The 20553-nt window shown below is 58.5% G+C and carries 15 protein-coding genes and 1 pseudogene; 12 read left to right on the top strand and 4 right to left on the bottom strand.

Going from position 1 to position 20553, the window contains the following annotated elements; genetic code table 11:
* Window positions 1–302: 302 nt before the first annotated feature.
* Window positions 303–1467, bottom strand: a pseudogene (locus AC0L27_RS38135) (tyrosine-type recombinase/integrase).
* A 431-nt stretch (window positions 1468–1898) separates the two neighbouring features.
* Here AC0L27_RS38135 and AC0L27_RS38130 point away from each other — a divergent pair.
* From AC0L27_RS38130 to AC0L27_RS38120, 3 genes are all read left to right on the top strand, one after another.
* Window positions 1899–2510 (top strand): tyrosine-type recombinase/integrase, encoded by a 612-nt coding sequence (locus AC0L27_RS38130; protein ID WP_473322979.1) that lies wholly within the window; start codon window positions 1899–1901, stop codon window positions 2508–2510.
* Window positions 2511–2658: 148 nt separating this feature from the next.
* The gene (locus AC0L27_RS38125) at window positions 2659–2814 is read left to right on the top strand and encodes a hypothetical protein (protein ID WP_473322976.1); all 156 of its coding nucleotides are present in this window, start codon (window positions 2659–2661) and stop codon (window positions 2812–2814) included.
* A 1782-nt stretch (window positions 2815–4596) separates the two neighbouring features.
* A complete protein-coding gene (locus AC0L27_RS38120) occupies window positions 4597–4833 on the top strand; it encodes a hypothetical protein (RefSeq protein WP_473322974.1) in 237 nt (78 codons plus the stop codon).
* A 97-nt stretch (window positions 4834–4930) separates the two neighbouring features.
* On the opposite strand, the gene AC0L27_RS38115 is transcribed toward AC0L27_RS38120, so the two are convergent.
* Both AC0L27_RS38115 and AC0L27_RS38110 read right to left on the bottom strand, forming a co-directional pair.
* On the bottom strand, window positions 4931–5092 hold the full coding sequence (locus AC0L27_RS38115; RefSeq protein WP_473322972.1) for a hypothetical protein: 162 nt from the start codon (window positions 5090–5092) through the stop codon (window positions 4931–4933).
* A 1323-nt stretch (window positions 5093–6415) separates the two neighbouring features.
* The gene (locus AC0L27_RS38110) at window positions 6416–6670 is read right to left on the bottom strand and encodes a hypothetical protein (protein WP_473322969.1); all 255 of its coding nucleotides are present in this window, start codon (window positions 6668–6670) and stop codon (window positions 6416–6418) included.
* A 588-nt stretch (window positions 6671–7258) separates the two neighbouring features.
* Between AC0L27_RS38110 and AC0L27_RS38105 the strand changes: the two genes are divergently transcribed.
* Window positions 7259–7408, top strand: a complete 150-nt coding sequence (locus AC0L27_RS38105; protein ID WP_473322966.1) for a hypothetical protein — start codon at window positions 7259–7261, stop codon at window positions 7406–7408.
* Window positions 7409–9378: 1970 nt separating this feature from the next.
* Here AC0L27_RS38105 and AC0L27_RS38100 read toward each other — a convergent pair.
* Window positions 9379–10386, bottom strand: a complete 1008-nt coding sequence (locus AC0L27_RS38100) for a pyridoxamine 5'-phosphate oxidase family protein (RefSeq protein WP_473322964.1) — start codon at window positions 10384–10386, stop codon at window positions 9379–9381.
* A gap of 519 nt (window positions 10387–10905) precedes the next feature.
* Here AC0L27_RS38100 and AC0L27_RS38095 point away from each other — a divergent pair.
* From AC0L27_RS38095 to AC0L27_RS38060, 8 genes are all read left to right on the top strand, one after another.
* Window positions 10906–12801, top strand: coding sequence for a patatin-like phospholipase family protein (locus AC0L27_RS38095; protein WP_473322962.1), 1896 nt, complete (start codon window positions 10906–10908; stop codon window positions 12799–12801).
* 545 nt (window positions 12802–13346) lie between these two features.
* Window positions 13347–13934 (top strand): tetratricopeptide repeat protein, encoded by a 588-nt coding sequence (locus AC0L27_RS38090; protein ID WP_473322960.1) that lies wholly within the window; start codon window positions 13347–13349, stop codon window positions 13932–13934.
* A gap of 165 nt (window positions 13935–14099) precedes the next feature.
* The gene (locus AC0L27_RS38085; protein ID WP_473322958.1) at window positions 14100–14228 is read left to right on the top strand and encodes a hypothetical protein; all 129 of its coding nucleotides are present in this window, start codon (window positions 14100–14102) and stop codon (window positions 14226–14228) included.
* Between the two features lie 15 nt (window positions 14229–14243).
* On the top strand, window positions 14244–14639 hold the full coding sequence (locus AC0L27_RS38080) for a hypothetical protein (protein WP_473322956.1): 396 nt from the start codon (window positions 14244–14246) through the stop codon (window positions 14637–14639).
* A gap of 2671 nt (window positions 14640–17310) precedes the next feature.
* The gene (locus AC0L27_RS38075; protein ID WP_473322954.1) at window positions 17311–17520 is read left to right on the top strand and encodes a hypothetical protein; all 210 of its coding nucleotides are present in this window, start codon (window positions 17311–17313) and stop codon (window positions 17518–17520) included.
* A 606-nt stretch (window positions 17521–18126) separates the two neighbouring features.
* Entirely contained in the window at window positions 18127–18675 is a 549-nt protein-coding gene (locus AC0L27_RS38070) for a hypothetical protein (RefSeq protein ID WP_473322952.1), read from the top strand.
* Between the two features lie 534 nt (window positions 18676–19209).
* Window positions 19210–19413: a hypothetical protein gene (locus AC0L27_RS38065; protein ID WP_473307385.1), complete on the top strand. Its 204-nt coding sequence runs from the start codon at window positions 19210–19212 to the stop codon at window positions 19411–19413.
* A gap of 142 nt (window positions 19414–19555) precedes the next feature.
* Window positions 19556–19828 (top strand): hypothetical protein, encoded by a 273-nt coding sequence (locus tag AC0L27_RS38060; protein WP_473307387.1) that lies wholly within the window; start codon window positions 19556–19558, stop codon window positions 19826–19828.
* Window positions 19829–20553: the final 725 nt, after the last annotated feature.

The following is a 20553-nucleotide window of genomic DNA, read 5'->3' as shown; positions in this document are numbered from 1 at the left end:
GTGGGCCCTAGCACTCCGGCCAGGAACTCGGTTCAACTCTCGGCGTTAGCCGACATGCCCAAAGAGATCAGAATAACGCTGGTCATTGGCCGCCGCCTGTGTGGTGGCCTTCAGCGTGGCGGCTCTCGTGTCTCCTCACTAGAGGCCCAACAAAATTAAAAGAGACGACCCCGGCTGCATTGCCTGGGGGGTCAAGGCCGGGGCCGCTCCGCCAGCCGAAAGGAGAAAGCCAGCGAAACCTGTAAGTTTTCCTGTGGGCGTTCGTTCCTCTAACGGGCGCTAGAGGTCGCACGTTGGGCGATTTACTTCCCGGCACAATAGGCCGCCCAAGCCTCCATCAGTTCCCGGCGCCGCTTTAGGGCATCGCCCCGCCGGTACGCACGCTCCGTTTCGTCCCCGACCAGATGGGCCAGCGGTGCCTCGGCCAATTCCCTCGGGAAGTCGGTGGCATCGCCTGCCCAGTCCCTGAAGCTGGATCTGAAGCCGTGCACAGTCGCATCCACCTCCAACCGGCGTAGGACCGCCGACAAGGACATGTCCGAGAGCGGCCGGTCATCACGGAATCCCGGAAAGATGATTTCCGAGGTTCGCAGCTTCTTCATCTGCTTCAGGATGGCCTGCGCTCTCGGCACCAGCGGCACTCGGTGCTCGCGTCCGCCCTTCATCCGCTCGGGCGGGACCACCCATACATCATCCTGAATCTCAGACCACAAGGCACCGCGCGTCTCGCCCGACCTGGCCGCCGTTAGAATGGTGAATTCAACGGAAAGGCGGCAATCCCTTTCATAGTCGGGAGCCGCTTCATGAAGGTTGGCACATCCTGGTAGTGTAGGGCCTTGTGGTGGCCGCGCTGCAACTTCTCGGGCTTCGACAGTAATTCTGACAGATGACCCCGCCATCGGGCAGGGTTTTCACCAGACCGCTCACCGGCCGCCCTAGCGGCGTCTAGCACCCGTTCAATTCGGCCGCGGATGCGGCGGGCGGTCTCGGCCTTGGACCGCCAGATGGGCCGCAAGACCTTGATTACGTCGTCGGTCGTCACTTCCCCGATCGGCCGCTTGCGGAGCGATGCACAATAGCTTGTTCCTAACGTGCTTTTCCACTGTGCGCGGTGCTTCTCATTTCGCCAGCCTTCCTCCATGCCCTCAACCCATTCGTCGGCGAAAGCACCGAATGTCCGGCTGGTCGCGCGGCGAGATGAAAGCTCCGTAAAAGGATCGCCACCGCGTCCAAGAATATCGCGAACTTCGTCCGCCTTCTCGCGGGCGCCAGCGAGAGAAACCTGCGCTGTGCCAGTGCCGAACGGCCCAAGCCCCATCTCACGACGACGGCCACAGCGGATGAAAACGAATACGAATGACTTGTTTCCGTTCGGCTGGTCTGAAGATACAGACCGTCACCATCAGCCAGCTTTCCGGCCTTCCGACGCGCATTGCACTGCGTGGTGGTGAGCCTGTTGCGCGCCATGCCCGTTCCTAATCTCTTTCCTAATCTAGGTGGTTGCCAGTAGAGACAACCATACTGGCGACCTATTCGGAACGGCTATGAAAACAAGGGTTTTTGCGATTGCGGGTTGACGCCATGGACACTATAGACATGGCTTTGGCGGACACCCCTTCCGCCAGTATATTATTCGCTTTGGCGGACACCCCTTCCGCCAGTATATTATTCGCCACTGTTCGTGGTCGTTCGAACTCCACAGCAAACTCAGTGACTTACGCCGAAAGACTGTACTTCGCAGTTCGTCGGTGTTGTTCCTAATCGGGTCACTGACCGTAGCTGAAGACCGTGGGTTCGGAGGACGCTTCTCTCGGAGGAACAATGGCTGGACGGCTCAAACACTCGACGTAGAGCGCCTCACAAAGCCCGGCAAATACGCCGATGGCGGCGGTCTTTACTTGATCGTCACGGGACCAACGTCGAAAAGCTGGTCATACAGATATTGGAAAGACGGCAAAGAGCGGTGGCACGGCCTCGGCTCGTTGAAGGAAGTGTCGCTTAAGGACGCGCGGCTTGCGCGGGATGCGGCTCGGTTGCGCGTCAAAGGCGATCGCAGCACGGCCGGTGTCGATATCGTCCAGGAAAGGCGAAAAGCACGCGAAGAGGCGAAAGTCGTCCTCGCCAAGGTCGTGCTGCCGACCTTCGAAGAATGCGCGGAAGCCTACATTCGGGCGAACTGGTCGAGCTGGAGTGAGAAGCATCGAGATCAGTGGCCGTCCTCCCTCAAACGCTATGCTTACGCCACCATCGGCAACCTGACGATCCCAGAGATCAAGCCGAGCCACATCTGCGATCTGCTGGAGCCCATCTGGGTGGAGAAGCGGGAGACCGCGAACCGCGTCCGCGGCCGGATCGAAACCATCATCGCGAAGAACGTCGACATCGATGATCCGATTTTCGTAATCCGGCCGAACTTACGCGGCAGATGCGTGAAAAGTTACCAAACCGCTCAAAGCGAGTCGTTCGGCATCATCCCGCTTTGCCCTATGCCGAGGCGCCGGCCTTCGTGAGGCTGCTTGCCGCCGCTCCAGGCGTAGCGGCCGCAATGCTGCGCTTCCTAATCTTCACGGCTTGCCGCACCAACGAGGCCGTCGAGGGGCGTTGGTCTGAGATTGATCGGCCGAACTCTACCTGGAAATCCCGGGCGAGAGAATGAAAATGGATCAGGATCATTACGTCCCATTGTCAGATCCCGCATTAGCCGTACTTGACGAGGTGCGCGATGGACAGCAGGGCGAACTGATCTTCACCAGTCCTGATCGCGGAGCATTCTCCGAAAACGCAATGCTCGCAGTGCTTGATCGTCTTGGGTAACCCTGCGCGAGAAGGTGAGTTGCCGCGGTGAGTCGGATGGCGGCAAGCCCGTCTCGGCAGGCAATTCACAGGCTCAGGAGCTCTCCGAGCGACTGCCAGAATCGTAGCTACTCGTCAGCCCTTTCCTGCCAAAAGCCCAAGCAGTGACTCAGGGGGTTCATGAGGTTGGTGAAAAGGCCCGAGGTATTCTGCCAGCCGGCGCAATCCTATCGCCATGCCGTTCAGGCGAGCCGCTTCATAATCATGCAAGTTCGGTGTACACGCCCATCCCTCGCATTCGTCGGCAAGATGCTCCATCTGCGGGCTCGATAGCAGACCGAGTGCGCCTGCTGGAGGTACCGCGAGAAAATCGATCAGCCCAAGTGCATCCGACCTTGCAAACGGCCCCTCCGGTGCGCCTCGCCGCTCGATGATGAGTCGCAGAAAGCCTGGGAGCTTCCGTATTCTCCGCGTCGCTCAGCTTCAGCCTCCTCGAGCGCGCCTTCTTTGATGATCGTGAGCTTACCTTTCATTTCGGCGATCTGCTCGGCTGACGAGCTTGCCACAATATCGCTCGTAATCTGGGCGTACCTGCGCGCGCAGAGCTGAATGTAATATTCGGGCTCAAATTTTCTGACCACCAAAGACCCTGCCAAACGGTGCTGATGCCGATCGAGGCGGTGCAGATCCTACTTCGTTCATTTCGCCCCTCTCGCAGGGTAGTCAGGTTCCTTTCGATTTTCGAGTCCTCCTAGACTCTTCAGCGAAAATTCCTGAAAGCTCGTGGGGTCAGAAGCGGTTTTGGAGCGGGTGCGGGCATGAGCCCAGAAGCGCCCATCAGCCGGCAGACAAGCGCCTAGCGTCCTCTGCGCTGGCCCACTCAGGACGAGAACCACAGTCCGGCATGAATCAGGCGGCCTTTGGGCCCGCCTGATTTAGCCTCTGCCGATCAGTCAGCAGTAGCCATCAGCGGCGCACGCTAGGTCCGACACAGTGTGGGTCCGGAAGTTCAGATACGAGGGCGCCGCGATCACCAAGGCTGTTCCCGATAGGACGAGCAAACAGGCAATCACGATGCGCCGCGGAACGCGCTTCCCATTTGAATAGCTCATGATTCAATTGCTCCGCTGTAGCTCGAGTTTTGCGCCCCGCTGACAGAAGCAATTGTGAACTAGTTCATGGATTTGAGATTAAGTTTCAAGTCGGGAGGGAGTCGGCCAAGATCCAGCACGGATAGGGTCCGCTCGCGAACTTGATCCTTTTTCCTTCGGTTCGTCGGCGGAGATGATCCACCGGACGGCTTCGGCTGCCGTGGCTGCTAAGAACCCGGAAAAAACGATCAGGGGCGACAATTGATCGAGCCCGAGCCGCCGACGCGAAAAAGGGATTTTCGCTGTCGGAAATCCATCGCGACTTGCTGGAGCTTGAGATCGCTATCCGATCACAGGTGGAGTTCAACCTCGCGCGTCACGGAGCAGCCCAATGAGCGGCAGCAATCGGCGCAAGTATCACCAGAATACAGAGAACCGGGGGCGCTACCGGAACGTCTAAATTCTTAAACGGCATTGTCCCTTTGGATGGGCCCGAACCGAATGCAACGACGCGACAGTGTGGTCATCTCAGTTCCAGAATTTACCCGCAGCGCGCGCATCAAGCTTAACCCGCGAGTTCGGTTGCGAGGTGCGCGCTAGGAGCTAGGGTGATGGCGCCGGACATTTCCCCCAAGTTCGGGCCCACCATGGCAAAGCCGCCGGGCCAATATATTCGGCGCGGAGGCTTTGTTCCTGATCCGAGACGCTCGAGGTGAGTGCGAAGAAATCCCAGCCGCTCGACTTGCTCCGGGTGCGCCAGCAATTGACGGCACTGCGCAATCAGTATTCGGAGGATCGACGGGTTTGCACGAAGCTGAACAATATTCTTGTCGAAATAGCTTATCTGAACGAGCCAACGAACAAAGAGCACCAGGAGCGGCTTCGAGCGAAGATCTCCAAAGCTCTGACGGCCATCGAGAAAATAACCAAAATCCGTCATCTGATCTAAAGCAATAAGCCTACGAAACGCGCCGCCCGGTTCGTCGTTACGCGGCCATTTTGCCGATCATCGCGCTAGCGGCGTATAGCGGCACGAGAGACCGTCCTTATTCGCTCGTCTGTTCCGGCACGCCCAGGAACTCTAGCGCAGTATCGACCTGTTCAAGTTGTCGTTTGATATCGCTTCGCTGATCGGCGTCTTCGGTAGCTTCAAGTCGCTCGAGGAGTTTTTCCTTTCGAGCAAGCAAGTTCTTGGTAACTGTCGTCACTCTCCGCCCTCCGCTGCCAAGATTGCCATGTGCGATGAAAAAGGCCGCAGGATCAGCTTAGCTCCTGCGGCCTTTATTTTCCCGGGAAAATTGAGTGTTTATGTAATGGACACTTCCAGCCCCGGCTGTTCGGGAGGATTCCAGAACTTGGTTTGCAGGTTGAGTCCCAAAACATCTGTTCCAAAGCGGAACATGGAAGGCTGTTGCGCGAGCGCAACGTCTTGCCGTGCTGGAGTGGTTTTATACCCGTGATCGAGCGCTGCGTCCCGCCGATCACAATATTTCAGCTCAACTCTGCTGGCTCCAAGATCCGCGGGTTCTTTTTCCTTCCAAACGAAAAGATCAAGCCGGCAACCCGATCCGTAAAACTACGGGGTGTCTCATTTGATAGTACCGCCATTTCGATGGGCTCTAAACTGGCCTCGATAAAGCATTCAACTAACGTGACGATGGGCGAATATCGAGCTTACGTAATCGGGGCTGACGGGCACATACAGCTTCGGGTTGACTTGGTGGTCCCCGATGAGACGACAGCCCGGAAAAGAGCGAAGCAGCTCGTCAATGGACATGCTGTTGAGCTTTGGGAAGGCGCAACTAGGATCGAAAGATTCGAGCCACAACAGTAACGGCGGCCTGTTTTTGTGTGCTTCCAGTCAACTGTTCAATCGAGGAATTGGCCATGGGCGGGGAACTAATGCGGTGCCCGAAGTACTGGCTTAAGTGTGCTGAGGTGTTTCGCACCGCGGTTAATAGCTTCAGCCACCCGCAGAACAGAGATTCACTCCGGCAAGTCGTGGAGAATTTGGAAGAGTTGGCGCGGCGAGCGCAGCAAATCATCGATGCTGAGCAAGCGAGGGAGCGACGCCGCTTAGAAGCTCGCAAGGTGGAATACGTGGTCGACCAGCGCGCTATCATGAGCCAGCTGTGGCATCGGATGAACTAAGGCATGCCACTGAGGGGCGCCTTGTTCAAGGCCCTGCCTCCACGGCCTCATGTGGCTGTTCTTCCCAGACCACCTCGCCGCATTCGCATTCGAAGATCCGGAGGAAGCCGGGTGGGTTTGAGTTCCAAATGCGCTCGATAACCCGTGTCGGTCGGTCGCACTTGGGACATCGGACGGAATCTTGTCTCGAGGTCATAGGCACGTCTCGCCACTACGTGGGCAGACTCTGCACGCGGCTTTATGTTCCCAAGGATGCCCCGCGGAGTAAGGCAAGGCCGCGCGGCTTAGAGACGGCCCCGGCTTGGGTGCCTTGGGGTTAATGCCGGGGCCGTTCCGCCAGCTCGGGCGAGCTAGCAAGACAGCAAGCCGGGGCAGTGATGCTAGGTTCCTACAGCTGTCAGCAGCCGCACGTAGGTGCCGCTCTCATGCAGTTCTAACCAGCCATTCTCGACAGCGCACCTGATGCCGGCGCCGAACTCTGCGCCGCTTGCCTTGAGAGTGTAGAGGAACGGATAGTTGATCTTTTCGATGTGGATGCGGCCATCCTGGACCGGCTCTATGCTGGCGGCGAGCTCGAGCAGCTTGCGGGCTGCCGCTTCTGGATTGGCAAAATGGCGCTCGGTGACGTGCTTCATCGCTGGAATCAAAACCTCAAGGGCCCATGCTTGGCCTGACTTGCCCGCGGCTGTCATGCCAGTTCGGGACGATATGCACAGATCCTGCGGCGCCGCATGCCGAGCAGACTAGGCGCAACCCGACGCGCGACCACGGCTGATCCTGCGGGAGCGCCTCGAGCCGCACATCGATCCTGCGATCGCAGCGGCCGTCCAGGCACTGGATGCTGCAGGTCACATGGCCCCAGCCAGCCATTCAGCAGGAGAGCGGGGCGGATAATGGCCGGCCCATTTTGTGTATCGACGGCGAGCATGCATGCCGCCATCAAAGCGGCATCGCAAGTACCTCGCAAATTCTCAATTCCTAGTATCTGTCGACCAGCCGGCACCACTGCCACTTGTGGGTACGCTGGGTATTCAGATTGTAACGATAAATTAGGACCTGAAGTTCAGGCTGTCCCTGCTTGGACCTCGGAAGCCCGAGCGATCCTTTGGTACGCTTGGACCCCAGCTCCGACCCAACCCGGAGCTGGGGTCTTTGCGTTTGCCCTGGAAAGAGCCAGCATCACGAAAGTAGATGGAGCCAATGGCCCGACGCGGAACGAGGAAATGAGCGAGGACGCGCGGGAGGAATTGACAGCGGAGGCCGAACAGCTCGAAGCGGCTGCTCGTCGGCTTCCACAGCAGCTGGGCCGTGACGAGCTACTCAAAGACATTGTCGAATTCATCGCCAAATTGAACGCACCGCACCAGAAGTAGACGGGGATGACGGGGCTCAGCGGTACTCCCGATCGTCGCGGGATTTTTGATCTACATCGCCTCGGGCGCCCGCTCGTCGGCGGAGAGAACGGCCCCGGCGCTTGTGTGGCTGCGGGCTAGAGTTACTGCCCCCGCCAACTGGCTCTTTTCCGATTTGGATTCTATGACGGGCGACGATGGCGCATCAGTCGGCTCGTCCGAAGTCCGATCAACTTCGCCCCGATTTCTTCTGCTGCCCAACAGGCCAATAAAGCCGGCCACCACCAGCAGGGCCCCTGCGATCATTAGCCAGTGCGGTAACTGAGGAAGTGGCATTGGCTGCAGGTCCCGGGAGCTTTGATTGGCACCTTTCAAAGCGGCCGGGGTTTAAGTTCGTTCCTAGCCAACGGCAGGCCACAATGATGACGCTGCGGATGATCGGCCTCGATGATTACACCGTCCACGAGGACCGGCAGCTAGTCGGGCGCATCCGCTACGCCAGCGAGCGCTCCCCTGGGTCTCGGCTATGGCCAAGACCGCTGTGGAGCCCAATGGGCGCTGCGAATGTCCCAGCTCATTCCCGGAGCAGCCTTGACACCAGCAACGACGATTGGCGCGCCCGAAACACCACCCAGCTAAGGAAAAAATTGTGGCCTCGCAACATTTAGGACCCGGGCGAGCTTCAATAACCTCTCTTTGCCGGGTCCGCTTGCAGCATCTTGGCATAGCGCTTCCGCCAATTGTTCGCACTCGTTCAGTTTAGTGGTCTTCCTCTCGCACTGTGGCCCAAGGCGGTTGAACTTGGTGATCAAAACCAATCTCGCGTCCGCGTGTTCCTATGTAGCGTAACTCGCGAATGCGGAACGCACGAGCTATCCGGCTCATTGAGCAACTAGCATCTGAACGGGTGAAGGCCAAAGACCTTCAGTATCTCCGCACATGGGTCTGGAAGGCATTCTCGCAAAGGTGTCGCGCAGGTAGTGCGCGAGGGAGGTGCTAACCTCAGCGCACCCCGGGGTATTCACGGCGCCAACGTATGTCAGCCCGTATTAGGCATGCGGTCGCCTGCCGGTCGCACGCGACTATGCATTTGTTCTGATGCCCTCTGAAGTCACCGGCGCCACCAGTGAAGGTGTCGCAACTGCCTACGCAATTCGCAGCTCGACTATTGCATTCAAAATGGCTTGCTTCAGCCGCTGAGTTAAAAAGCGCCGCGGTGCTTACGACAGCAATGGCGAAGAGAATAATGGGCCGTGCCATTCAAACCTCCTGAGGGATTCCTAATAACGAAAATGGATACGCGGATCTGCTAGTGTTACGTCACTACGCTAAATCAACCGGTTAGGGTCGGGGGTGGGGGGCCCATCGCGGGATTTCCGGTGACAGCCTTCCGTGGGCCGCCGAACAGCATGACGCCGAGCGATCGCTTGCTATCTCAGCGCAAATGGGCCTCCTGCGATTTTGATGCGAAGCCCTTCATAGCGATTATTCGTCTGACTAGAAAGCACGCCCGACCGCTAAGCCGCCCAGGGTGGCGGAATCCTCGTGCAAAGTGAGGCGAGAGGCGTGCCTTGCCTATGCAGTGTCGGCACGCCTGTTAAAGCCTTACATCGGGAGCAAAGGCCAGCTGCATATAATGTCAAGCAGATAATCTGCATCTAAGTCTTCTGAGTTCTGCGGCCACATTTCCGCTTGGCGTCAAAAGCTGCGGTCGAGGAAAGGCCAGCTATTGTCCGGGTTACAGCTACAGCGGACATCAAGCGGCTCTGGCGCTCTTCGGCTTACGGCCAGGGGACTTCTGATCGAACGCGAAATTCAAATCTTTCAATGACCTCGTCTGCCAGGCCCCACCCGACGGGGCCGAGTTTTCTGGCCCGCAGGATGGGCAGGTAGCCGGGCAAAAGTCTCATCGTCCGTTTCATCCATACCAGATGGCAGGCCAGCTTCTCGATAGTGGGATTCTCAGCACGAGCACAAAGCTACCTTGCTCATCACGCCAGCATCGATCGGACGGACGACGGCGAGAACGTCGCGCCGCGCTCGTTGCGATTGCCGAGCTTGTTCAGTTCGACCGCGATTTCGCGAAGCGACAGCCCCTCGTCCTCCAGCCGCTTCGCTGCGGCGATCATTGCTGCAAGCTTCCTGCCCTCGTCGGAGTCCTCCGCGCTTCTCTCGACCCAGCTCTTGCGACCCTCAACCTTGGCGCCTGTCTTACGCCGCTTGCGCTCGCGCGCGCCTCGCAGCTTGGCAACCGTCATGGCCTTGTCGAACTGGGCAACCGCGCCGAGGATTTGCCGGATCAGCACAGCCGTGGGTGTGTCATCGACAAATTGATCAGGCGAGTCGGCGGCGATCAAGGTGATGCCATCTGCCTGGAGACGCTTCCATCCCGTCTCTTGCACGATCAGATCGCGGGCAAAGCGGTTAGCCGGCAACGAAGCCCGGATATCATCGACGCGCTTCCAGGGCGCTAGCGGTGTTTTGCATGTCGCTCGCGGCACATATTCCGACGGCCTGCTCTTCGTGTAGGGATGCACGTACCGCGGACAATTGCGAAAAATTTCGCTCACAGCCACGCGCACGACCAACTGGGCTTCGGCGTAGTTCTGCAGTAGCGGATCACCATCGTCCACACTGGCGATGCCCTGCAGACGCACCCGATGCGGCCTCTCGAAGTCGATGAACAGCAGGCCAACCTGGCCATTCCCCATCAGGTTACCCATTGAATAGAACATGCCGTTGCCGTCGTAGCAGGGAAACGCGATCGTCTTATCGTCAAGAACGCGAACAAACCCTCGGTCGCCGCCCTTGTAGGACACAGTCGGTCTGCCCTGATGATCGATAGTCGAGAGGAAAAACATATCCCGACTTTCGATGAACGTCCTATGCTCCGGCGGAATTTCTGTAAGCACCACACGTTTTTGGACATCGTCAGCAAGTCTTCGTGTGTCGAAGCGCTCCTGCAGCGCGCGATGGACCGGTCCATATAAATCACTCATGCGGCGCACTCCCTATTGCGAAGAAGCTAAACTGCTTCAACCGTGCGGTCTGCAAATGCGCGTGGAGCGGTCTCGCACCCAACACCTCTGAGCGCATTTGATATATTCTCATGGGCGCCGCATATCAGGCCTTTGTAGCCAGCAGATCATAACCGTTCAAACGGCCCTTCTGGAAGGGCTCGCCGATGTCCGTTTGGGGTCGAAGGCAGCCGTCGCGCAGGTTGCAGGCGCGGGTCGGCTCACCTCCCCGAAGCGACCGTCGCGGGCCTTATGAGCGGAGGTCAATACTGGCCACAACCAGACTCAAGGACTCAAGCGCCGCAGCGAACGGAGGCCTATGAAGGTGGAAAGGGGCCCCGAGCTTGCAGCGTCGTAGAGGCAGGATAGCTCTACAATCTATGTTGCGGTGCTTCTATAAATGCATTGCGAAGAGCTGACGCGCTGACCCTTATATTCATTCTGGCAGACGAGGCGACCCGGCATTAACATCGAGGCCGTGCAGTCGAACTGGATGTCTCTATGAATGAAGCGAGCGGGACATTTGCGCCGGAGAACGTGTCTGAAGACTTCGCTCTGTTCAGAACTCTCAGTCCGGAACATCGGATCACGGCCCTGAACGCAATGGTTCGCCTCGATCTGGTGCGGGGAGAAAGGCTCGTTGCTCAAGGGGGCTCCTCGGACTCATTGTTTTTGGTGCTGCACGGTGCGCTAGCTGTGTGCCGAAATGGCGAGCTCCAACCTCTCGCCGAGCTCCGTGCCGGCGAATTGGTTGGCGAAATCGGTTTCTTTGCCAATGTCCCGCGCACTGCCAATGTAATTGCCATTCGCGATACCAGTGTGCTCGTGCTAACACGTGCAGCCTACCAGAAGCTTGCCAGGGACGCCCCCGCCATCGTTGAGGCAGTACTTGCGGCGCTCGCGCTCCGTTTTGGCAAGGAGACGGCGCGCCTCGCGCCGCTTCGGTCGTCCCCAAGGGCCAGAACGGTGGCCCTAATCGAAGGTGGACGCGAGCTGTTGCCTGGCGCCTTTGATCGTCGAATTCGCGATGCGCTCGCCGCTACGGATGCGGAGATCGTCGATATCGCCCGCGTCAATTCCAAGTTTCCCGGGCGAGCCCCGGATGCGCCCGATGTCGCTGAATGGCTCAACAGGCTAGAACACGCCGCGCCGCTGGTAGTTTACCTCGGAGATCACGATGCCAATGCCTGGACACGCAAGGCCATCCGCCAGGCCGACATGGTTGTGTTCGGGTGCCGTGGCGATGCGCCGGTGGGATCCCTGACGGACGTCGAGACTTTTGCCTGCGAGGTTCACCCAAGGTCGGCGCGACGCCTCGTCCGCGTACATGATCAACGGAGCAGTCACGTCAGTGGAACCGCGGCCTGGCTTGCTCGGCTGCCCTGCTTCATGCATCACCATGTCGCGCTGCGGGATCAAGTTGATTTCGACAGTCTAGTCCGATTCCTGTCGGGTCGCGCGATTGGCTACGTCGCTGGGGGCGGTGGAAGCCTTGGATCGGCGCATGTGGGGGTCTACAAGGCCTTCCGCGAGCTTGGCGTGATATTCGATATCTTTATCGGCACCAGCGTCGGCTCTGCGATGGCGGCCGGATTCGCAAAGAACCTCGAAGCAGAGGATCTTGAGCTCGGCACGCACGATATTTTCGTCACGAGTCGCAGCTTCCGGCGGCCAACCTGGCCGCGCTACGCCTTGCTGGATCATAAAGCATTCGATCGGGCGCTCGCTCGTCAATTCGGCCACGACTGCCGAATCGAGGATTGCTGGCGACCTTTCGCCGCAGTCGCAACCAATCTTTCGACCCATAATCTAGAATTGATACGCTCGGGATCGCTGTGGCAGGCGGTGCGTGCCTCAAGCGCAATTCCCGGACTATTGCCGCCGTTCTACACGCCAGAAGGCGCGATGCTCGTTGATGGATGCTTGATCGATAATGTGCCGCTGGCACCGATGCATCAACTAAAGAGTGGACCCAACCTCGTGGTGCATTTCGGCGAGCCGGCGGCTGAGCTGTTCGATGTCCCGTATGATAAGTTACCCGGACGGCTCGAGCTGGTCGCGGCGATGCTGACGCCGTTTCGTAAGAAGCTGCTTCCCGCCGCGCCGAGTGCCGTCAACGTGCTATGGCGAAGCCTTGTGGCGCATCAGCGCTACGATACGTTACCGACGGGGCCACTCGATTTGGTAATACGGCCGCCCTGTCCGCTAGGGATCGATGTGACTGACTTCGACCGCCATACGGAGATTTTTCAGGCGTCTTACCTTTGGGCTCTACAAGCTATTGTGGCGCTGGAAGCAGAGGGCAACCCCGCAATGGCGGCCATCTTCGCTGCCGGAAAGCCGGCAACAATGCGAGGTGCCGTCGTCGAACTCGCCAGTAATGCTCTATCCAGCTAAGCTGCGGGTGCGTCTCGCCGTCCGTCTCGCCGATTGGCCGCGCCTAGGGACCCCGCCTCAGATATTGATCAGCCCGAACGTCCGGTCAGGTCAAAAGCGCCAAGTTGGCGCTTCTGCGCACCCTCCGGGCCGACCGAAAGCGAGCAGACCACTAGTAGCCCGACCGGCGTTCCAAAGTAGAGCCATTAGCGCTCACGTCGGCGGCGAGCGGCGTCAGGGTTGGCTTGACGGCGGCGCTCAGCGTGGCCGCAACACGAGCTTCACATACAAGGGAAAAGCGGTCGACGTCCGGACTGTGGGACGAGACCTCGGCGTGCGCTATGTGCTGGAAGGGAGCGTCCCCCGAGCTGCCGAGCGTGCGCGTATCACAGGTCAGTTGATCGACGCGGAGAGCGGAACGCAAAATTGGGCAGATCGCTTCGAGAAGTTCGCTCGCAGACATTTTCGCGCTGCAGGACCAGACGGCGCATAGTGTCGTTGGCGCGCTCAGCCCCAGACTGGAACAGGTCGAAATCGAGCGGGCGAAGCGAAAACCGACCGAAAGCTTGAGCGCCTACGATTGCTTCTTACGCGGCATCGCCAGTTGGCATGATTGGACCAGGACCCGGCACGACGCAGCGCTGAAACAATTCTATCGCGCGATCGAGCTCCTACTTTTGCACGGCCACGCGCTTACTGCAGAGTGCTATCTCATGCGCAAGTCGAACGGCTGGGTGACTGATCACGCTGCCGAGACGGCCGAGACCGATCGGCTTGCTAGATTGGGCGCGGACCTCGGCCGTGCGGATGCCGTGGCGCTCACCTGGAGTGCCCATGCAATTGCTCATGTCGTAGGCGACATCAAGGCAGGCATCGGTGTCATCGATCATGCTCTACGATTGAATTCGAACCATGCAGCGGCATGGCAGCGCAGCGGCTGGCTCCGCGTTTATGCGGGAGAGTGCGTAGTGGCGATCGAGCATCTCGGGACTGCCATGCGCCTTACTCCCTTGGACCCGCTGAATCATCTGGCATATCGCGCTACGGCTTTCGGCTATTTTTTGCTCGGCGACCTCGACCAGACTTCCATGTGGGTCGACGTGCGCTGCAGATGCGGGCTGACTCGCCCGTTGCACTGCGCGTCTCGGCAATGAGCCGTGCTCTTGCCGATCGCAGGTCCGGAGCCCCGCCGGAGGCCCCTCACTGTTGATCGGGCTCGACTCCGCCCGCAATGGGCAGACGATAGCGTCAGGCCGGCGGGGTATGCCCTTTTAGACCGCGCAGGTGCCATTGAATGGCAAGCCGGGTTTGGGGGGCGCATGAAACAGCAGCGCGAGACAACACCCTTGTGGGTGTGGGTTGCAATCGTCCTGATCGGACTGGGAGTAGGCATTTACGTGACCGGCTGCGTGATGGTCGAAGCGATGATCGCCTACTTTAGAAAGTAATGTTCAAGAGGAGGGTTGAATCGGGGCGAGCGCGGTTTGGCGCAGCGGTTTGCCGCAATCAGGACGGAAGGCAGCGAGCCGTTGCATGGTTCTTCGTCACACTGCCTCCTCCTTGCTCATAAAACGAACCGCTTTGATCGTATTTTGAGCGCCCTCTACATTGCCTTCGTGAGCAGCGAACCTAACATGGTCCTTGATGCATCACACTTTGGAGATTTCATGAAATACATTGTCGTTATCACAGCCGTCGTGCTGGCAGCAGCCGTCGCCACGCCTGCACTTGCAGGGAGTGCCACACAGAACCCCGAATGGCTTACGAGGCAGAAGGCTTGCAAGAAGGAGGCTTCGGCGCAGGGGCTTCATCTGTCGAAGAAGCGGGCGTATGTCAAAGAGTGCATGGCTAAAGGCTAGCATTTACCAGTTACATTGCATCAACAACCCCGCTTCGGCGGGGTTTTTTGTTCGTCGTTTGCCGCCTTATCCTCGGCCGTTTTTATGACCTTCTTGAGCACTATTTGGCGGCTCGATTCGGAGGGTTGTGCAAACTGCAACGTATTACGTCCGTGCCATCAGCAACACCCCGCTCTGCCACTCGTGGTCTGGAAGCAAACCGGAATAATTCAAAAGTGATCTGTAAGCCGGACGTTCAGGGGATATCCACTCCTCCAAACCGGCTGAGCGAAGGTATTGAATTGGAACGGTTTGCGATCAGTCCGGCGAAGTCCAACGTGAGTTTCTACGAAGGTAAGCTACAGATGGGTGCGAAAAAGCCGCAGCGAACTAGCAGGGCGGGGGACTCGGCGTTGAACATTTGGCCGCTCGTCTGGACCGATTAGGAAAGCCAAACGGCGTTCGCGGATCCCCCTAGCTCGCATTCCTGAATCGAATTTCTGCGAGCCTTTCGAGCCGAGCGGACATGGCCCGGTGTGCCCGCCAATCTCCTTGAAATCTTGCGGTAGTTCTCCGTTTGCGCCAGCAATCCAAGATCGTCGCTATGATGACAGCCCGTGTCGATGTGGAAGAAGCGCCGAGGCAGCCGGCCAACCAAGCCGCGCTCTGGCAGTTCCGGCGGGGCATATCGAACACCCCTGATAACCTGCGGCGTGTGAGCTGAAGGGTGCTAGCCCGCAACAGACAAGAATTAATAGTTCATGTCGCCGGCTCCGTTCTGACACACTCTGACGATCAGGAGGATGGAAACAAAAGAAACGATGAGATCCGTATTAGAGGAAGCCGCACGGGAAATGTCCGTCAGCACCGCCACGCTAACGAAAATGGCTCAGGTCATCGTGAGTAGGGCAGCGGAAGGCGTCTCCAGAGACGCACTCAAGGCGGCGTCGCTGGAGGTGGGCAGGAGGCCGGCTGCCTAGATTAGAACTTCGGTAAAAGAGAACAAATTTCGATATCCCGATTCAGTGCGCTTCAGGGAACATTGGCAATGTGGAGAGAGAAAGTGCCCTCGATCTCGGCCGCCGTATCCTCATCCTCAGCATAGACGTAAAGGAGGGGACCCAAAGCCTCTGCGAAGCGTACGCCTGCAAAAAGCGGCACAGCTGTTGGCCTTTCGTTTGCTGTCAAACTCAAAGAAGGAAGCGTGCTGCCAGGCCGCGAGCGCAGCAACCGAGGTCTCTTTTCTTTGCCGCTAGCGCAGAGGCGTGTCGCAGTTCTATCGTCTCCGGATACATTGCGAGTTGGAGAGCCCCTTGCGGCGTGACACGTCTCCAATTCAACTCTGACATCAGTGTACATTGCCATAGCGAGGTCCCTTGCGTGCTCGGGAGCATACATTCTCGGTAAGGCACTCCGCTCAGCGGTACTGGCCTGCGCGTGGCTCCGCGGAATCGGCTTCAAGGAAAAACGCCGCCGGACTCGAAATTTATGATCCGGCGGCGGTGGGTTACTCCAGCCCCGAGAGGGAACTAACAAAATCCCGGATACCTACTCAAGAGCAAGCTCTTTGCCAAAGTTCCGCCGGTCGTTGCATTATTGCGGCTCGCGCTCCATTGCTGGATGGGCTGCGGTTCTTCGCCCCTTGAGTTCATCCAACGTCGCCGCGTCACCGAACGGTGGGCCGGGGATGGTGACCGTGATGGTCCAAAGCCAAACTGCGGGCGTGCGTTCATGAGCAAGTCGGATGAGTCCTACTGTGTGGCCGTCCTCGCGGACGCTGTAGTCGTCAAGGCCGATCAGGCAAACCGTGAGCATTGGCATCTGCGCGACCACAAAATCAGGAACTGGGCCAGCGCGAGGCTAGTCCAGTCGAACACGATGAAGAACATGTTGGTGATGATGTGCATCCGAATCCCCAACGCGCAAAGCGCGGTCCCGCCTTGGGGCAGATAAAAGTGAACAAGGTGGGGCCGGCCGGGCCACGGAAACGGACGTAGATGCGCTCGATGAATGGATTATTCAGGATAGCTTTGGCTCGGAAGGGGCCAGTTGTCGTTCAGCCTGTTCGGCAAGACGATCATACTCCTCGGCCATTTGGATCAGCCGGTCTCGGGTGCCCACGTCTCTGGTACGCTGCGCCTTTGCGCGGGTCTGCGATGCGCGCTGCAGCCAGTGGCTTGGACTCGTGGCGTTCTGCGACATCGGGGCCCTTCAGTTTCGCGCGGTATAGAAGTCTGCGATTCAGTTCTAACTGAGGCAGTCACCTGGCGGCGGGCGTCGCTCAGGCTGAGCTGTAATTGCTCGCGCCAGATCAAGCGGCTGCTTCTTCAATAGTATTCCTACGGCTCGCGCCATTCGCCTCATTGAACCAGCTTGACCGCCCAGTTCGGGTCTTCGATGCGCCCGCTCCCGCCGGGGCCAGCCTGAACAATCGTTGGACTTCGCGGTCGGGGCCATTGCTTTGGCTGTTGCGTTTACATGATGCGGCTAACCAGTGCGCCTTGGGGCCGACAGTTGGCCCGATAAAGTCCATGGGCGCTCTGCGGTCCATATCGCCTGAGCCAGGTGACCGTCACACTACCGCCCCGCTGCGTCCGCACGGCCGCCATGTCCGCTTCGTATTGGCACCGCTCTTGCTACCGCTCTTACCAGTTAGCGGCGTGACGGCGATAAGCATTAAAGGTGTCCCGCAATGAACAAACTGGTGTTTCAAAAGAGTGCGGCCGGCCCGGCGGCCCAATATGCGCGGCGGTCCTTCGTGAGTGGGCTGCTGACGCGCCGAGATTCCTTGCGGCTGCGCCGCAAGGTTCCTTCCTGGATGGGATTGGCGCTATTCGTCCTGGTCGCGGACATTCTTCTGGCGGTGTTCGTTTGGATAGCCGTCGACTTCCTCCTGCATTGAGACCTCTCCGCCGTGCAGATGGAACGTCGCGAGAAGGTAGGCAAGCTGACTGATGACGAGGCATCCTACGATGACCGCTACGCCGGCGAAGGACTTAAACTCTGAGGTCTGAAGAACGATTGCGGACACAATTGCGACTAGGGGCGAGACCAGCAAGAGGGACCAGGCCCGGAACAACAGACCTGTCCCCAGTCCGACGACAAAGCTCCCTAGCAGGAGTGTGACGGCAACAGTCACGGTTCCAAGTCCACTCGCAAAGCGCACCTGCAATCTATAGTTGGTCAACGCGAGTGCTTAAGCAAGAGTGGTGTCGCGCGCGGCGTCAATAAGGCCGGTTTATTGTTAACCTCAACAATGCTGTTCAAATGGAACCGGTTTGGCTCGCCAAATGTGCGAATGTAACACCTGCCCGACCGATCTCTTTGCTGAATCTCTGTGCCAGTGTGCGTCACTAGGCTTCGTCGAACCGTACATGGGCCGGCGTGTTCCATTCTGGCTCAAACGACGGGCCAGCCCAGCAGACTTTTGCAACGGTAGTCCTCGCGACTCCGGCAGGCATTTATCCAGCTGTTCGAGGACAAGCTCGCGATCCGCAGTCGAACCGGCTTGCCCACCGACGAGCTCGTTTCAGACATCATCGATCACTCGATCACGTTGGCGACAATGAACCGTATTATGGCGCTTCGCAGGGTTACGCGCCTGGCGAAAAAGAGCAGTTTCTCAATAGTGTGGGAAAAGGTGGTTGAGCTTGAGAACTACCGGGACCGAACGAAGACGCCGCCCACTAAGGCGGCCTTACTGTTCTGGCTCGAATCTTTCGATCCTGATTGCGCCTTGCCAAAGCTCAACAGCATGGCCATTGACAAGCTGCTTGGCTCGTTTCCGGGCTGTCGTCTCAAACTCGGCACGCTCGCTCTCCGCCTAGTTTACACCCAGCCACGAACCAACCCCAGAGACGGTTCAGGCAATGCTCAAAAATCAGAAAGGCAGGAAAGCCAGCCGGTTAGTGCACGACTCTGGATCGATAGCTTCCTTGAAGAAAGCGGACGGTTACAACGGGGACCGAGGCCAAGCGAAGCCACTGAAGGGAATGGACGGACACGCCGCACTTGGTTCAAGATGCCGCTATGCGTACCCATATCATTGCTATCCTAATTGGAGCTCTGCTCGGGACCGCGACATTGGCCGAGAGCATTCTTCCGACCGTCCGGACAGGCAAAGCGCGCCCAGACGGCGCCCTAGTTTGCTCCACGTTGGCCGCCGTAGCTTTCGCCACGGAACAGCTCCGGCGAGGCTCCTCCCCGCCTGACCTCAAGATCCTTCGTTGCGCTTTGCTTCCCGAAGGAACGTCCATGACGATCGAGGAAGGCGACCGCGGCGCGATTGTAACGGCCGAAACGATGTTCGGCACCATCGTTCGCGGCGTGACAGACTTGACGACGGTTGATGTTGATTCACCGGGCCGCTGAAGTTATCGAGGCGCGTTGCTGTCGGCACGACGAGGCCGACATCCATCGATTTGTCGTCAAGTCCATTAGCACCTCCGCCCTTGCTACCATCCCTGCCTCAATTTCACTGCGCTCGCGGGCGATGGTTCGACGCCCCCTCCCGCACACCCTGAGGGAGCGGACGGCCGCGGTTTGGCCGCACTTCGGTTTGACAGATGATGGCTTTTTTCAGGAGGCGTTCATGAAGATCATTTCTCAGGTGGCCGTCGCCGTCACACTGCTCATTCACACCGATGCGCTTGTCATGGTTCGCGATGCCTCAATCAATCATGATCTTGGTGGTGTAAGGGAGCAGTTCAAAGCAATGCTTCAATCGCACGAGGGTCAGGCGACAGATCGCGCGAATGCAGCTGCGGCTGTCCGGGACGCAGAGGCGCCTCGTTAAGCGCGTTGCCGCCTGCGGGAGGCTTGGCTACACCGCGGGGCGACAGGCTTGATGGGAGTGAACCGGGGCACCAGAGACCGTTGCTAGCCAGGTCATGCGGTCCTAAACTCTGGGTTGATGCAAAGAATTTGGGATAATTGCCATGCGAGCAATCTCGATCGTCGCTGTCGCCCTGATTTTACCTGCCTCCGTTCTGGCCCAGGAAAAGGAGAAACCGTCCGATCCGCCGCCATGCTCATACTCATTGATGACAGGTCAGTATGTTGAGGTGCCAGTTGGCTCAACTGTTTGCCGCCGCGCCCCAGCACCGTACCAAGATTTGTACGGGCTGCTGCAATGCATTCCTCCGCTGAATGAGGTCGAACAAGTAAAGCGCGGCGATCCACGCTGTGAAAAATACGATGATCGGCCATAGCGGGAGCCTCGCGGCGATACTCGCAATTTTCGACTGGCAGGCTGCGACAAAGGTTACGCCATTCGATCTCCCGCCGCAGGCGTGAACGCCTAGGGCGCTCCGCCCATTGAAGGGATGGACCTTATCACCCGATGACAGCGAACCAACGTCCCTGAGGGAGTGGACATGCTAAGAGCTAGGCTGCAAGGGCAACGTCGGGTAGCAATGTCACTTTAAGGTGACGCAACCATGAGCCGCATTGCATATTTAGTTCTCGCCCACGACAACCCTAAGCAACGTCTAGCTAAATCCCTGAAATGAGATGGCCGGGCTCGATGTTGAATTTACCACTCGCATCCCGGTCTATTGGGGCGACTACTCGCAGGTTGAGGCGACTCTGATCCTCATGAGGGACGCCCTTAAGAGAGGCCCTTACTCCCACATGGTGCTGTTGAGTCGCACGCATTAGGCCAAGAGGCCGAGCCTTTCGATCCCTCGCATTGGCATAAATGGCGGGTCTTTTGGCCGATGCGAGACTGCGAGACAGGGCGGTTTCTGACTTCGTATGTCTGGCGGCGCCGCCACAATGGCCGATGGGAATACAAGCACCGCGAACTCAGCGCCGAGGAGTTCGCGGATAGATTTTAGGGCACGACAGCCGCCGCAATCGCAGCCGTAGCAGTGGAGTTCGGGTGCGTGCCGTCAGCGGTCGGAGCCGGAGGCGCGGCCCAAACACCGCTATTGCG

It is taken from the genome of Bradyrhizobium sp. Ken51 (assembly GCF_055807435.1).
This window is presented reverse-complemented; position numbering and strand designations above follow the sequence as displayed.

Excerpts from the sequence above, each read along its gene's own strand:
- AC0L27_RS38125 (WP_473322976.1), top strand. The coding sequence starts at position 2,659 with ATGGATCAGGATCATTACGTCCCATTGTCAGATCCCGCATTAGCCGTA.
- AC0L27_RS38110 (WP_473322969.1), bottom strand. The coding sequence starts at position 6,670 with ATGAAGCACGTCACCGAGCGCCATTTTGCCAATCCAGAAGCGGCAGCC.
- AC0L27_RS38105 (WP_473322966.1), top strand. The coding sequence starts at position 7,259 with ATGAGCGAGGACGCGCGGGAGGAATTGACAGCGGAGGCCGAACAGCTC.
- AC0L27_RS38100 (WP_473322964.1), bottom strand. The coding sequence starts at position 10,386 with ATGAGTGATTTATATGGACCGGTCCATCGCGCGCTGCAGGAGCGCTTC.
- AC0L27_RS38095 (WP_473322962.1), top strand. The coding sequence starts at position 10,906 with ATGAATGAAGCGAGCGGGACATTTGCGCCGGAGAACGTGTCTGAAGAC.
- AC0L27_RS38085 (WP_473322958.1), top strand. The coding sequence starts at position 14,100 with ATGAAACAGCAGCGCGAGACAACACCCTTGTGGGTGTGGGTTGCAATC.
- AC0L27_RS38075 (WP_473322954.1), top strand. The coding sequence starts at position 17,311 with ATGAACAAACTGGTGTTTCAAAAGAGTGCGGCCGGCCCGGCGGCCCAA.
- AC0L27_RS38065 (WP_473307385.1), top strand. The coding sequence starts at position 19,210 with ATGAAGATCATTTCTCAGGTGGCCGTCGCCGTCACACTGCTCATTCAC.
- AC0L27_RS38060 (WP_473307387.1), top strand. The coding sequence starts at position 19,556 with ATGCGAGCAATCTCGATCGTCGCTGTCGCCCTGATTTTACCTGCCTCC.